13 protein-coding genes are annotated in these 14,712 nt (G+C 61.7%); 10 read left to right on the top strand and 3 right to left on the bottom strand.

The window, feature by feature from the left end; translation table 11 throughout:
- Window positions 1-261: 261 nt before the first annotated feature.
- From CPH57_RS16805 to CPH57_RS16770, 8 genes are all read left to right on the top strand, one after another.
- Complete coding sequence (locus CPH57_RS16805; RefSeq protein ID WP_004931622.1) at window positions 262-840, top strand: YecA family protein; 579 nt, start codon at window positions 262-264, stop codon at window positions 838-840.
- A 55-nt stretch (window positions 841-895) separates the two neighbouring features.
- Window positions 896-2,212 carry a Xaa-Pro aminopeptidase gene (pepP, locus tag CPH57_RS16800; protein WP_033652182.1) on the top strand — a complete coding sequence of 439 codons (1,317 nt, stop codon included), beginning with the start codon at window positions 896-898 and terminating at the stop codon, window positions 2,210-2,212.
- A 1-nt stretch (window position 2,213) separates the two neighbouring features.
- The gene (gene ubiH / locus CPH57_RS16795; RefSeq protein ID WP_047573764.1) at window positions 2,214-3,392 is read left to right on the top strand and encodes a 2-octaprenyl-6-methoxyphenyl hydroxylase; all 1,179 of its coding nucleotides are present in this window, start codon (window positions 2,214-2,216) and stop codon (window positions 3,390-3,392) included.
- A 78-nt stretch (window positions 3,393-3,470) separates the two neighbouring features.
- Window positions 3,471-4,673, top strand: coding sequence for an FAD-dependent 2-octaprenylphenol hydroxylase (gene ubiI / locus CPH57_RS16790; protein ID WP_089197405.1), 1,203 nt, complete (start codon window positions 3,471-3,473; stop codon window positions 4,671-4,673).
- Between the two features lie 506 nt (window positions 4,674-5,179).
- Entirely contained in the window at window positions 5,180-6,277 is a 1,098-nt protein-coding gene (gene gcvT / locus CPH57_RS16785) for a glycine cleavage system aminomethyltransferase GcvT (RefSeq protein WP_004931631.1), read from the top strand.
- Between the two features lie 46 nt (window positions 6,278-6,323).
- Entirely contained in the window at window positions 6,324-6,710 is a 387-nt protein-coding gene (gene gcvH, locus CPH57_RS16780; RefSeq protein ID WP_025304150.1) for a glycine cleavage system protein GcvH, read from the top strand.
- 92 nt (window positions 6,711-6,802) lie between these two features.
- Window positions 6,803-9,682, top strand: a complete 2,880-nt coding sequence (gene gcvP, locus CPH57_RS16775; protein ID WP_015378983.1) for an aminomethyl-transferring glycine dehydrogenase — start codon at window positions 6,803-6,805, stop codon at window positions 9,680-9,682.
- A 108-nt stretch (window positions 9,683-9,790) separates the two neighbouring features.
- A complete protein-coding gene (locus tag CPH57_RS16770) occupies window positions 9,791-10,756 on the top strand; it encodes a zinc-binding alcohol dehydrogenase family protein (protein WP_033652179.1) in 966 nt (321 codons plus the stop codon).
- Window positions 10,757-10,765: 9 nt separating this feature from the next.
- On the opposite strand, the gene CPH57_RS16765 is transcribed toward CPH57_RS16770, so the two are convergent.
- From CPH57_RS16765 to CPH57_RS16755, 3 genes are read right to left on the bottom strand one after another with little or no spacing between them, the layout of a single operon-like run.
- Window positions 10,766-11,293, bottom strand: coding sequence for a GNAT family N-acetyltransferase (locus CPH57_RS16765; protein WP_231922839.1), 528 nt, complete (start codon window positions 11,291-11,293; stop codon window positions 10,766-10,768).
- The gene (locus tag CPH57_RS16760) at window positions 11,293-12,711 is read right to left on the bottom strand and encodes an ATP-binding protein (protein WP_096242576.1); all 1,419 of its coding nucleotides are present in this window, start codon (window positions 12,709-12,711) and stop codon (window positions 11,293-11,295) included. Before CPH57_RS16760 ends, CPH57_RS16765 begins: the two co-directional genes overlap by 1 nt.
- Before the next feature lie 4 nt (window positions 12,712-12,715).
- Window positions 12,716-13,375, bottom strand: coding sequence for a response regulator (locus CPH57_RS16755; protein WP_033652176.1), 660 nt, complete (start codon window positions 13,373-13,375; stop codon window positions 12,716-12,718).
- Window positions 13,376-13,564: 189 nt separating this feature from the next.
- On the opposite strand from CPH57_RS16755, the gene CPH57_RS16750 reads away from it, so the two are divergent.
- Both CPH57_RS16750 and CPH57_RS16745 read left to right on the top strand, forming a co-directional pair.
- On the top strand, window positions 13,565-13,798 hold the full coding sequence (locus CPH57_RS16750; protein ID WP_096242575.1) for a hypothetical protein: 234 nt from the start codon (window positions 13,565-13,567) through the stop codon (window positions 13,796-13,798).
- A 97-nt stretch (window positions 13,799-13,895) separates the two neighbouring features.
- Entirely contained in the window at window positions 13,896-14,639 is a 744-nt protein-coding gene (locus CPH57_RS16745) for an SDR family oxidoreductase (protein WP_162997468.1), read from the top strand.
- Window positions 14,640-14,712: the final 73 nt, after the last annotated feature.

Below are 14,712 nucleotides of genomic sequence, written 5' to 3'. Positions count from 1 at the left end.
CGGGCGCCACTATATATACCTCGGTACCAAGATACAACCCCTTTTTCAGTACCTGGTTGTAATCTACTGTGGCGGACATTGCCAGTCAAAAAAGGGTTTCAAAATGCGTATTTACCGCACTTTCGTCACCCGCCGGCGCAGTGTGAAACCTGCCACATCGCGATTATAACTAGCCACTGAGGTGTCGCGCTTATCTGGTATAGCGACGGACCTTGGTGGTAGCATAACACGAACTTATCCTGCCAACGATGACGAATGCGCATGTCTATACAGAATACATTTCCAAGTTACCAATCTTTGACCGTGGCCCTCAACCAGCAGTCGGTGGCGCTGACCGCGGCAGAAATGCATGGCCTGATCAGCGGCCTGTTGTGCGGCGGCAGCCGTGATGCCGGCTGGCAGGCGCTGGTGCACGATCTGACCAACGAAGGCGTCGCCTTCCCGCAGGCGCTTAGCCAACCGCTGCAGCAGCTGTATGAAGCGACGCGTGACACGCTGGAAGATGACGAATTCCTGTTCCAACTGATGCTGCCTGAAGGGGAGATCGTCAGCGTGTTCGATCGCGCCGACGCGCTGGCCGGTTGGGTCAACCACTTCCTGCTCGGGCTGGGCATGATGCAGCCGAAGCTGGCTCAGGTGAAAGACGAAGTCGGTGAAGCGATTGACGATCTGCGCAATATCGCGCAGCTGGGCTACGACGAAGACGAAGATCAGGAAGAATTGGAACAGTCGTTGGAAGAAGTGGCGGAGTATGTGCGGGTCGCCGCCATCATGTGCCACGGCGAATTCACCCGTCACAAACCGACGGCGCCGGAAAATATCAAACCGACGCTGCACTAAACGTTCTATCGCCTCTCCGCCGGCGGTGCGGATGGCATGATTTCAGGAGAAGGTAATGACTCAGCAGGAATTCAACAACCGCCGCCAGGCGCTGTTGGCGAAAATGGCGCCGGCCAGTGCGGCGGTTATTTTCTCTGCGCCGGAAACGACGCGCAGTGCAGATTCAGACTATCCCTACCGGCAGAACAGCGATTTTTGGTACCTGACCGGCTTCAATGAGCCGGAAGCGGTGCTGGTGCTGATTAAAAGCGATGAAACGCACAACCACAGCGTGTTGTTCAACCGGGTGCGCGATTTGACGGCGGAAATCTGGTTTGGCCGCCGCCTGGGGCAAGACGCCGCACCGGCAAAGCTGGGCGTGGATCGCGCGCTGCCGTTCGATGAAATCAATGACCAACTGCACCTGCTGCTCAACGGCCTGGACGTGGTCTACCACGCGCAGGGCGAATACGCCTATGCCGATCAGATCCTGTTCAGCGCGCTGGACAAGCTGCGCAAGGGGTTCCGCCAGAACCTGCAGGCGCCGGCCACCGTTACCGACTGGCGGCCGTGGCTGCACGACATGCGGCTGTTCAAGTCGCCGGAAGAGCTGGCGGTGATGCGCCGCGCCGGTGAGATCAGCGCGCTGGCGCACACCCGCGCGATGGAAAAATGCCGTCCGGGCATGTTCGAATACCAGCTGGAAGCGGAAATTCATCATGAGTTCACCCGCCTCGGCGCCCGTTACCCGTCTTACAACACCATCGTCGGCAGCGGCGAAAACGGCTGTATCCTGCACTACACCGAGAACGAGAGCCAGATGCGCGACGGCGATCTGGTGTTGATCGACGCGGGCTGCGAGTACCAGGGATACGCCGGCGACATCACCCGCACCTTCCCGGTCAACGGCAAGTTCAGCCGGCCGCAGCGCGCGGTGTACGACATTGTGCTGGCGTCGCTGCAGCGCGCTTTGGAACTGTTCAAACCCGGCACCAGCATTCGCGAAGTCAATGACGAAGTGGTGCGCATCATGGTGGTCGGGCTGGTGGAGCTGGGCGTATTGAAAGGTGAAGTCGACCTGCTGATCGCCGAGCAGGCGCACCGTCAGTTCTTCATGCACGGGCTGAGCCACTGGCTGGGTCTCGACGTGCACGACGTTGGCCACTACGGCACGCCGAGCCGCGATCGGCTGCTGGAGCCGGGCATGGTGCTGACCGTGGAGCCGGGGCTGTACATCGCGCCGGATGCGGACGTGCCGGCGGAGTACCGCGGCATCGGCATCCGCATCGAGGACGATATCGTGATCACCGCCGACGGCAATGAAAACCTGACCGCCACCGTGGTGAAAGACGCCGATGCCATCGAGGCTTTGATGGCGGCGGCAAGGTCGTAGCATGAGCGTTATTATCGTTGGCGGGGGTATGGCGGGCGCGACGTTGGCGCTGGCCATTTCGTCGCTCACTCAGGGAAGAATGGCGGTGGATCTGGTCGAGGCGACCCGGCCGGACGACCGCAGCCATCCGGGCTTTGACGCCCGCGCCATCGCACTGGCGCAGGGCACCTGCCAACAGCTGGCGCGCATCGGCGTTTGGCCGGCGCTGCGCGATTGCGCTACGCCGATCACTCAGGTGCACGTCAGCGATCGCGGGCACGCCGGGTTTGTGAATCTGCAGGCGCAAGATTATCAGGTCGATGCGCTCGGCCAGGTGATCGAACTGCACGACGCCGGGCAGCGGTTGTTCGCGCTGCTGGCCAAGGCCCCCGGCGTTACGCTGCACTGCCCGGCGCGGGTGGTGGACGTGATTCGCACCGCAGAGCGGGCGGAAGTGCTGCTGGACAACGGCCAGCGTCTGCGCGGGCAATTGCTGGTGGCGGCCGACGGCTCGCGCTCTGCGCTGGCGCAAGCCTGCAATATGCAGTGGCGGCAGGAGGACTATCCGCAGTTCGCCACCATCGCCAACGTCACCACGGCGGAAGATCCGCAGGGGCGCGCCTTTGAGCGCTTTACCCGCTATGGGCCGCTGGCGCTGTTGCCGATGTCGCAGGGGCGCAGTTCACTGGTATGGTGCCATGCGCGCGAAGATCGCGCCCAGGTGGATGCCTGGGACGACGAGCGGTTTATCGCCGAGCTGCAACAGGCCTTCGGCTGGCGGCTGGGGCGCATCCTCAAAGCCGGTAAACGGCACAGTTACCCACTCGGTCTGCTGACCGCCGATCGCCATGTCAGCCACCGGCTGGCGCTGGTGGGCAACGCGGCGCAAACGCTGCATCCTATCGCCGGGCAGGGGTTCAACCTTGGCCTGCGCGACGTGATGTCGCTGGCGGAAACGCTGGCGGAAGCGGCAGACAGCGGCGAAGACGCCGGCGGTTACGCACTGCTGAGCCGTTATCAGCAGCGGCGGCAAAACGATCAGCGGGCGACGATCGGCGTGACCGATGGGTTGATTCATCTGTTCGCCAACCGTTATGGCCCGCTGGTGATCGGCCGCAATCTGGGGCTGATGGCGATGGAACGTTTGCCGGCGATACGCGATGCCTTCGCTAAGCGTACGCTGGGCTGGGTGGAACGTTAGAGACATGGTCGGGCGCTTTAACGCGCCCAAAGCGCGGCGCGGCAAGGCGTCGCGCGTTATTTAAGGAAATCGAGCAGCATGCAATCATTTGACGTGATTATCGCCGGTGGCGGTATGGTGGGGTTGGCGTTGGCCTGCGGCCTGCAGGGCAGCGGGCTGCGCGTGGCGGTGCTGGAGCAGCGCCAGCCGGAGATGGCGCCGCCGTCGGAACAGCCGGCCCTGCGCGTCTCCGCCATCAATGCCGCCAGCGAGCGGTTGCTGCAGCACATCGGCGTGTGGGACGACATTCTCCAGCTGCGCGCCAGCGCCTATAACGCGATGGAAGTGTGGGATCGCGACAGCTTCGGCAGAATCGCCTTCCGCGGCGACGAGTGCGGCTTCAGCCATCTCGGCCACATCATCGAAAATTCGGTGATCCAGCAGGCGCTGTGGAAACGCGCCGAAAGCCTGTCGGACATCACGCTGATTACCCCGGCCGCGCTCAAGCAGGTGGCGTGGGGCGAGAACGACGCCTTCGTCACGCTGGAGGACGGCCGCATGCTGACCGCCCGGTTGGTGATTGGCGCCGACGGCGCCCAGTCGTGGCTGCGCCAGCATGCCGATATCCCGCTCACCTTCTGGGATTACCGCCACCACGCGCTGGTGGCCACCGTTCGCACCGAAGAATCGCATCAGGCGACGGCGCGGCAAATTTTCCACGGCGACGGCATTCTGGCGTTCCTGCCGTTCAGCGATCCGTATTTGAGCTCTATCGTCTGGTCGGTGACGCCGGAAGAAGCCGAAAGGCTCAAACGGCTGGAACCGGCGCAGTTCAACCGCGAACTGGCGATGACCTTCGACATGCGCCTGGGGGCTTGCAGCCTGGAAAGCGAACGGCTGGCGTTCCCGTTGACCGGCCGCTATGCGCGCAGCTTCGCAGCGCACCGCCTGGCGCTGGTGGGCGATGCGGCGCATACCGTGCATCCGTTGGCCGGCCAGGGCGTTAACCTGGGCTTCATGGACGCCGCCGAGCTGATTTCCGAACTGCGCCGCCTGCAGCGGCAGGGCAAGGATATCGGCCAGCACCTCTATTTGCGCCGTTATGAGCGCCGCCGCAAACATGGCGCGGCGGTAATGCTGGCCAGCATGCAGGGTTTCCGCGAACTGTTCGACGGCAATCACCCGGCCAAAAAGCTGTTGCGCGACGTGGGCCTGCGGCTGGCAGACAGCCTGCCGGGCGTCAAACCGAAGCTGGTGCGTCAGGCGATGGGCCTGAACGATCTGCCCGAGTGGCTTGCCTGATCCCTTCCTTCTGCGGGCCCGCACCGGGCTCGCGCTTCCCGCCTTATTCCATCGCTTTTCCTTATATAACCCTTCATTTGAAATAATCTAATTTCAGCCGCTTTTTATCATTACTTTTTCTAATTCCATGTTCGGTTATCAAAAGTCCGGATCCCATGTGAGGCCATAGGTTTGTTATATAAGTTCGGTGTTTTGCCGCTTTAATTGTTAATTTTGTGCCTTAAGGCGCATTTTTCCAGTGAAAAACTCTGCACACTAGCCCGGCGTTTTACCGCCCCGGAACGGCGATGAGCCTATTTTAACTTATGGTTAATGTGGTCGTTCGGTGATAAGTTCGAGGGAAAGGTATCGTTTGCGTCACGGCGGTTGCACGCAGTTTCCGCCCGTCCCGGCGCAGCATTTGTGTTGAGCAGTCAGTGCGCCATGGCGATCGGGCCGCGAGCCAGGCTCCGCCGCATTGCGTGGCAGCACCCTAACTTCTAGCGACGAGTGGAAAGAGGGAAAAGATGGCAAAGCAAACCCCACTGTACGACCAGCATGTGGCGTGCGGTGCGCGCATGGTAGACTTTCACGGCTGGATGATGCCGCTGCACTACGGCTCGCAGCTCGATGAGCACCACGCGGTGCGTCAGGATGCCGGCATGTTCGACGTGTCTCACATGACCATTGTGGATCTGCACGGCGCCCGCACCCGCGAGTTCCTGCGCTACCTGCTGGCGAACGACGTCGCCAAACTGACCCAACCCGGCAAAGCGCTGTACACCGGCATGCTGAATGCCTCCGGCGGCGTGATCGACGACCTGATCGTTTATTTCCTCACTGAAGACTATTTCCGCCTGGTGGTGAACTCCGCCACCCGCGACAAAGACCTGGCCTGGATCGAAGAGCACGCCGCACCGTATGGCGTCGCGCTGACGGTGCGCGACGATCTGGCGCTGATCGCGGTGCAGGGCCCGCAGGCCAAAGAGCGCGCCGGCACCCTGTTCACCCCGGAGCAAAAAAGCGCGGTCGAAGGCATGAAGCCATTCTTCGGCGTGCAGGCCGGCGAACTGTTCATCGCCACCACCGGTTACACCGGCGAGGCCGGCTATGAGATCGCGCTGCCGAAAGAGCAGGCGGCGGATTTCTGGCAAAAATTGCTGGCCGCGGGCGTCAAGCCGGCCGGTCTGGGCGCACGCGACACCCTGCGCCTGGAAGCGGGCATGAACCTCTATGGGCAAGAGATGGATGAAGGCGTTTCGCCGCTGGCCGCCAACATGGGCTGGACCATCGCCTGGCAGCCGGAAGATCGCCGTTTCATCGGCCGCGAAGCGCTGGAACAACAGCGCGAGCAGGGCACCGAGCAACTGGTCGGCTTGATCATGACGGAAAAAGGCGTATTACGTAATGAGCTGCCGGTGCGTTTCACCGACGCGGCGGGGCAAACCCACGAAGGCGTGATCACCAGCGGCTCGTTCTCTCCGACGCTGGGCTTCAGCATCGCGCTGGCACGCGTGCCGGCAGGCATCGGCGAGCAGGCTATCGTGCAGATCCGCAACCGTGAAATGCCGGTCAAAGTGACCAAGCCCGGTTTCGTTCGCGCCGGCAAGCCGCTGACAAATTGATTTTTTATTGATTGATTCTTTTATTTCTTCGAAGGAGTAACCGGCGATGAGCAATGTGCCAACAGAATTGAAATACGCATCTTCCCACGAGTGGGTTCGTGCAGAAGGTAACGGCGTTTACACCGTAGGCATCACCGAACATGCGCAGGAACTGCTGGGCGATATGGTGTTTGTCGATCTGCCGGAAGTGGGCCGCAGCGTCGCCGCCGGTGAAGATTGCGCCGTGGCGGAATCCGTCAAGGCGGCATCGGACATTTACGCACCAATCAGCGGCGAAATCGTGGCGGTGAACGGCGAGCTGGAAAGCTCTCCGGAACTGGTGAACAGCGAACCTTACGGTGACGGTTTCCTGTTCCAGATTAAAGCCTCCGACGAAGGCGAGCTGGCGAACCTGCTGGACGCCGCAGCTTATCAGGCCTCGATCGACGAGTAATCGTGACCACGCCCCAGGCCTTTCGGCCGGGGCGTTTTAGTTACCGTTCAAGCTATATCCCGTATCACGCAAGCATTCAGGAATTTGTAGCAATGACTCAGACACTCAGCCAACTCGAACACAGCGAAGCGTTCATTGAACGCCACATCGGCTCTTCTGCGGAACAACGCCAGGAGTTGCTGGCAGCGGTGGGCGCTCGCTCGCTCAGCGCGCTGATCCAACAGATTGTGCCGGCGGACATTCAGCTGCCGGGGCCGCCGCCGGTCGGCGACGCGGCGACCGAACATCAGGCGTTGGCTGAGCTGAAGGCGATCGCCTCGCAGAATCAGCGCTACAAATCCTATATCGGCATGGGCTACAGCGCCGTGCTGACGCCGCCGGTGATCCTGCGCAACATGCTGGAAAACCCGGGCTGGTACACCGCTTATACCCCCTATCAGCCGGAAGTGTCGCAGGGCCGTCTGGAAGCGCTGCTGAACTTCCAGACCGTGACCCTCGATCTGACCGGTCTGGATCTGGCCTCCGCTTCGCTGCTGGATGAAGCGACCGCCGCCGCCGAGGCGATGGCGTTGGCCAAACGCGCCAGCAAGCTGAAAGACGCCAACCGTTTCTTCGTGGCTGACGACGTGCATCCGCAAACGCTGGACGTGGTGCGCACCCGCGCCGAAACCTTCGGCTTCGACGTCATCGTCGATAAAGCGGAAAAAGTGCTGGAGCTGGACGGCGTGTTCGGCGTGCTGCTGCAGCAGGTGGGCACTACCGGTGAACTGCACGACTACAGCGCGCTGCTGGCCGAACTGAAATCGCGCAAAATCATCACCAGCGTGGCTGCCGACATCATGGCTCTGGTGCTGCTGACCGCGCCGGGTAAGCAGGGCGCCGACGTGGTGTTCGGCTCCGCGCAGCGCTTCGGCGTGCCGATGGGCTACGGCGGCCCGCACGCCGCCTTCTTCGCCTGCCGCGACGAGTTCAAGCGTTCGATGCCGGGCCGCATTATCGGCGTTTCCCGCGATGCCGCCGGCAACACCGCGCTGCGCATGGCGATGCAGACTCGCGAGCAACATATCCGCCGCGAGAAAGCCAACTCGAATATCTGTACCTCGCAGGTGCTGCTGGCCAACATCGCCAGCCTGTACGCGGTGTATCACGGCCCGCAAGGCCTGCAGCGCATCGCCGGGCGCATCCATCGCCTGACCGACATTCTGGCCGCCGGGCTGCAGAAGGCCGGCCTGACGCTGCGTCACCACACCTGGTTCGACACCCTGACCGTCGAAGTGAAGGACAAGGCCGCCGTGCTGGAGCGCGCGCTGAGCTTCGGCATCAACCTGCGTACCGACATTCACGGCGCCGTCGGCATCACGCTGGATGAAGCCACCTCGCGTGAAGACGTGCAAACGCTGTTCGCACTGTTGGCCGGCGACAATCACGGTCTGGACATCGACGCGTTGGACGCGGCGGTGAGCAAAAATAGCCAATCGATCCCGGCCGCCATGCTGCGTCAGGATCCGATCCTGACCCACCCGGTATTCAACCGCTATCACAGCGAAACCGAGATGATGCGTTACATGCATCGCTTGGAGCGCAAGGATCTGGCGCTCAACCAGGCGATGATCCCGCTGGGTTCCTGCACCATGAAATTGAACGCCGCGGCGGAAATGATCCCGATCACCTGGCCTGAATTCTCAGAGTTGCATCCGTTCTGCCCGCCGGAGCAGGCGGCCGGTTACCAGCAGATGATCGGCCAACTGTCCCAGTGGCTGGTGCAGCTGACCGGCTATGACGCGGTGTGCATGCAGCCGAACTCCGGCGCGCAGGGCGAATACGCCGGCCTGCTGGCGATCCGCCGCTACCACGAAAGCCGCAACGAAGCGGGCCGCCACGTCTGTCTGATCCCGAGCTCGGCACACGGCACCAACCCGGCCTCCGCCCAGATGGCGGGCATGAGCGTGGTGGTGGTGGCCTGCGACAAGAACGGCAACATCGATCTGCACGATCTGCGCGTCAAGGCGGAGCAGGCAGGCGAAGAACTCTCTTGCATCATGGTGACCTACCCGTCGACCCACGGCGTGTATGAAGAAACCATCCGTGAAGTGTGCCAGATCGTGCATCAGTTCGGCGGTCAGGTGTATCTGGATGGCGCCAACATGAACGCCCAGGTGGGCATCACCACGCCAGGCTACATCGGCGCGGATGTGTCGCACCTCAACCTGCATAAGACCTTCTGTATCCCGCACGGCGGCGGCGGCCCGGGCATGGGCCCGATCGGCGTGAAAGCGCACCTGGCGCCGTTCGTGCCGGGCCACAGCGTGGTGCAGATCGACGGCGTGACCACCCAGCAGGGCGCGGTCTCCGCGGCGCCGTTCGGCAGCGCCTCCATCCTGCCTATCAGCTGGATGTACATCCGCATGATGGGCGCGGAGGGCCTGAAGCAGGCCAGCCAGATGGCGATCCTGAACGCCAACTACATCGCCACCCGTTTGAAAGACGCGTACCCGATTCTGTATACCGGCCGCGATCACCGCGTGGCGCACGAATGTATCCTCGATATTCGTCCACTGAAGGAAGAGACCGGCATCAGCGAAATGGACATCGCCAAGCGCCTGATCGACTTCGGTTTCCACGCCCCGACCATGTCGTTCCCGGTGGCGGGCACGCTGATGGTCGAGCCGACCGAGTCGGAAAGCAAGGTGGAGCTGGATCGCTTTATCGATGCGATGCTGGCGATCCGCAGCGAAATCGACCGCGTCGCCAAGGGCGAATGGCCGCTGGAAGACAACCCGCTGGTGAATGCGCCGCACGTCCAGGCGGAGCTGGTCAACGACTGGCAGCATCCGTACAGCCGCGAACTGGCGGTGTTCCCGGTGGCCGGCGTACGCGAGAACAAGTACTGGCCGAGCGTTAAGCGTCTGGACGACGTGTACGGCGACCGTAACCTGTTCTGCTCTTGCGTGCCGATGAGCGATTACGAATAACACGTTCGGCAAAGTTTGTGTTTGGGGGACACCGCATCATGCGGTGTCCCTTTTTATTTTATAGCGGCCTATTCTTTCCTGTACGTTCCCACGATTTGAGGAGTCACCATGCAAGCGGCAATCGTAACAGCGCTGGGGCAACCCCCGGTTTTCGGCACCTTTGAGGAGCCTCAGGCGCAGGCGAATGAAGTGCCGATCGACGTTCTGGCGGCCGGCATCAAACAGCTGGATCGCGCCACCGTCGCCGGAACCCACTATTCCAGCCCGAAGCAATTGCCGATCGTGCCCGGCACCGACGGCGTGGGCCGTACGGCGGACGGGCAACGGGTGTACTTCGCCTCTTTCCGTCGCCCTTACGGCGCGATGGCAGAGCGCAGCGTCGCGTCCTGGACGGTGCCGGTGCCGGCGACGGTGGACGACGCCACGGCGGCCGCGCTGATCAATCCGGCCTTCGCCGCCTGGTTGCCGCTGCGCTGGCGGGCGGATCTGCAGCCCGGTGAAACGGTGCTGATCATCGGCGCCACCGGCACCTCGGGCAAGCTGGCGGTCGCGGCGGCGCGTCAGGCGGGGGCCGGACGCATTGTTGCCGCCGGCCGTCGACTGAGTGTTTTGGAGGCATTGGGTGTAGACGCCACGGTGGATCTGAGCCTGCAGGGCGAGGCGCTGACGCAGGCCTTCGCGGCGGCGGCGGGGCCGGGCGGTTATCAGGTAATCGTCGATTACATCTGGGGCCCGGCGACTGAAGCGCTGCTGGCGACGCTCAATAATCACGATCTCTCGTCTTACGCCGGCGGACGCGGCATTCGCTTGGTCAATGTCGGTTCGATGGCCGCGCCGGACATCCGGCTGCCGGCGGCGGTGTTGCGCAGCAATCAGCTGCAGATCCTCGGCAGCGGTACCGGCAACTTCCCGCCGATACCGGAGATGCAGCGCTACGCGACCGAGATTTTGGCGCTGGCGGCGACCGGAGCGCTCACTATCGAGACGCAGGAGCACGCGTTGGCGGAGATCGCCGAGGTGTGGGATCTGAACAAGAAAAGCGACGTGCGTTCGGTGATGCGCATCGCCCGTTAACCCCGGCCGCTAGCGGCAAGGGCAGACCAGGTGAATGTCTTCCGGCTCACGGGCGAACAATTCGGTATCCGGCTGTTCGATGAGCCGGCAGCCCTGCGCCAGATAGAAGTCTACGGTGCTTTTATTGGGGATGGAGGAGACATACAGCCCGGCGGCGCCGTCTTGCGCCGCCTGACGCAGGCAGAGCTGGAACAGCTGCCTGCCTAACCCCTGGCCGCGTTTGTGCGCGCTGACGTAAAAGAACAGCAGCTGGCGCAGATCCCGCTGTGGGCCGCGCGGCTCGGTGTCCAGCGCCGCCGCCGCCACGATCTCCTCGCCTTCGAACAGCGCGAAGAACGCGCCGCCGCGATCGAAGCACGCTGCGTGGATTGGCGTATAGGTTTCCCGATCGTGCGGATCCCAGCCGCGCACGTCGTAGTACTCCGCATAGGATTGCAACTTGCCGTCCCGCAGGCGATACAGTGTGTCGATAATTTCGCTGCGGTCGATATCCCATAGCCGGTCGAGTTGCTGCCGTTGCAGCAGAACAGGGGCAATCATGGTCGTTGTTCACTCTCAGTCTGTGGCCGATAACTTTCCGGCAAATCGATGATGAAGCCGATGCCGCGATCGTCAAGGCCTTCGGTGACGCGCAGCTGCGCGCCGATTTTGTCGGCCAGGTTTCGGGCGATGGCCAATCCGAGCCCGCTGCCGGTTTGCTGCGTGCCGGGCACGCGGTAAAAGCGTTCAAACAGGCGGGAATGGTGTTCTTCGCTCACCCCCGGGCCGTTATCGCGCAACGTAATATAGCAGCCGAGCGGCGCCAGCGAGCGGATATTAGCCTCGATGCGGCTGCCGGGCGGCGCGTACTTGAGCGCGTTATCCAGCAGGTTGGTGAAGATGGCGATCAGCGCATGGCGGTCGGTACTCACCACCACATCCTCTCTGCCGTCGAGCGACAGTTCGACATCTTTCTCCAGCGCATAGGGGACGTGCTGTGCGATGCATTTGCCGATCTCCGCATAGATATCCACCGCCTCAATCTTCAGCGGAAAATCTTCTGCCTCCAGCTTGGCCAGGTTGATCAGCTGGCGTGACAGCGACGCCGCGCGATCCAGCCCTTGCTGCATGTCGCCGATGATTTCCCGGCGCTCCTGCTGCTCGCTGACCTGGGTCAGCAAATGTAGCTGCGCCAGCACGGCGGCGATCGGCGTGCGCAGCTCGTGCGCGGCGTCGGCCATAAAGCGTTTCTCGCGCTGATTGGCCGCGTCGATGCGCGCCATCAGTTTGTTGACCTCCATCACCACCGGCCGGATTTCCTGATACTGCTCACTGACGTTGAGCGGCGACAGGTTGCCAGGCTGGCGATCGGAAATGGTGCGGGCGATCTGGCGCAATGGCCGCAGGCTGAAGTAGGCGGTAAACAGCAAGGTAATGATGATCGCCGCCAGAATGCCCAACAGCGGTACGGCGGTGCTTTCCGCCGGGTTGCCGAACAGCGTGGTGCGATCGTTGAAAGACTCGCCGACGATCACCCGGTACTGGCGCTTTTCGCTCCAGCTGCCGGCAAGGTGCCAGTTGGCGCCGGCGTAATTGACGGAGCCGGACAGCACCGAAGGCGGCAGACGCAGCGGTTCTCCCTGCGTTTGCGAACTGTAAAGCACCCGGCTGTCCCGATCGTAAACCACAAACAGCGGGTGATAGTCGATTTCATCCTGCATGCCGTTATTGATGGAATCAATGTACATGCCTTCAATGGTTTTGATGATGCCGCGGTAATCGATATTATCGGTGCCGGTTTCATCGAGAATATTGGCGATGCCTGCGGCGACGATGCGTTGCTGGTTATCGAAATATTTCTCCATGTCGGGGTAATACCAGTACTTCACCCAGGCGACGAGGATCCCCCACAATAATAAAATGGCCAGGACCTGGAAAATAATGGTGCGCATAAAGAAGGATTTGAAACCGATCATCCCGCTACTCTTTCTTCAGCAAATAGCCAATGCCGCGTACGGTAATGATTCTTTCTTTACCAATCTTGCGGCGTAAATTATGCATGTGTACTTCCAGCGAGTTGCTTTCCACGCTATCGCCGTGGCCGAACAGCCGCTGTTCCAACACCGCTTTGCGCACCACGGTGCCGGCGCAGCGCATCAGTTCGTGCAGCAGGTGATACTCTTTTTTCGACAGCATCAGCAGTTCGTTATCCAGCATGACCTGATGGTTGACCGGATCGAGATACAGCGCGCCGAGGCTCCAGGTTTGAGACGCGAAGCCCGCCATGCGCCGGTTGACTGCCTTGACGCGCGAGATGAGTTCGGGCAGCGCGAAAGGTTTGGCCAGAAAGTCGTCCGCGCCGGAGTCGAGGCTGTTCACCAGGCTCTCGATGCGATCGCGGGCGGTCAGGATGATGATCGGGATATTCTGTCCGGCGGCGCGCCAGGCGATCAGCTTCTGCAAACCGTCGCCGTCCGGCAGCGTGAGATCCAACAGCATCAAATCGAACCCGCCGGGTGAAAGTTTATTTTCCGCGTCGGTGAGCAGGCGCACCCAGCACAAATTAAAGCCGGCCAGCTCCAATGCTCGGCACAGCGCCTTGCCTAATTGCAGGTCGTCTTCCACCAACAGTATGTTCACGTTATTTCCGCTGAGAGCCTTGAGTCGCGATTATCTAACTATAACGCTGGCGGGAAGACAACGAGGAAAACCGCTCTGCCTACGCGTTCTTAAGCAAACCTTAATCTGGCTTTAATCTCGCGTTAAGGGAGCGGGGGGGAATTTCAGTTATTTTGCTGCCATTCGAAATCATGGCTGAGGGAGCGAAACATGCAGACTGAAGGTTTCCCGAACGCGGGCGCCTCGCGGCGGCTGATGTATTCAGGCGTGGCGATACTGCTCGTTCTGTTGATGCTGTCTTTTCGCAGTGATGCGCAGAGCCATAGCCACGGCGGCCATCATGCTTCCGCTTTGCAGCGGGTGCATCAGGCGGCGGAGACGGACGCTTACGGCTGCGCCAAGTCGCGCATTAAAAAGCAGCTGCGCCGCCTGGCTCAGCTTTGAAGCGTTTTTTAGGGCGCCGCTCTATACTCTGACGGGCAAACGGAAGGCCTGTGCGCAGGCCGTTGTCGACATCGCCAACCAGAGAAAAAATACGATGATGAAAGTGGCATTGGTGACCGGCGCAAGCCGGGGAATTGGCCGCGCGACTGCGTTGCTGCTGGCCCGGCAGGGCTATGCGGTGGGCGTGAATTACCTGCGCGACGAAAGTGCGGCGCGGCAGGTGGTGGCGGAGATTGAGGCGCAGGGCGGCAAGGCGCTGGCGCTGCAGGCCGACGTGGCCGATGAAGCGCAGGTGATGGCGATGTTCAGGGCGCTGGATGCCGGGCTGGGCACGCTTAGCGCGCTGGTCAACAACGCCGGCATTCTGTTCCGGCAGGCGAACATTGAACAGTTGACCGCCGAGCGCATCAATAAGGTGCTCGGCACCAACGTCACCGGGTATTTCTTGTGTTGCCGCGAGGCGGTGAAGCGCATGGCGCAGCGCCATGGCGGGCAGGGCGGCGCTATCGTCAATGTGTCCTCCGCCGCTTCCCGTTTAGGCGCGCCGGGGGAATACGTCGATTACGCCGCCTCGAAAGGCGCCGTCGATACCCTGACCATCGGGTTATCGCGCGAGGTGGCGGCGCAGGGCATCCGCGTCAACGGCGTGCGGCCCGGATTCATCTATACCGAGATGCACGCCAGCGGCGGCGAACCCGGCCGGGTGGATCGCGTGAAGGACAGTTTACCGATGCAGCGCGGCGGCCAGCCGCAGGAAGTGGCGGAGGCGATCGCCTGGCTGCTGTCTGACGCCGCGTCTTACGTGACCGGCACCTTTATCGAGGCCGCAGGCGGGCGTTGAACGCATCCGGAGAATTTTGACATCCCTTCGGAGGTGATGTATTTTGATTAAATAACAACCAAAATGTAGTTAC

Source organism: Serratia sp. JKS000199 (genome assembly GCF_900215455.1).
Lineage (GTDB): Bacteria > Pseudomonadota > Gammaproteobacteria > Enterobacterales > Enterobacteriaceae > Serratia > Serratia ureilytica.
This window is presented reverse-complemented; position numbering and strand designations above follow the sequence as displayed.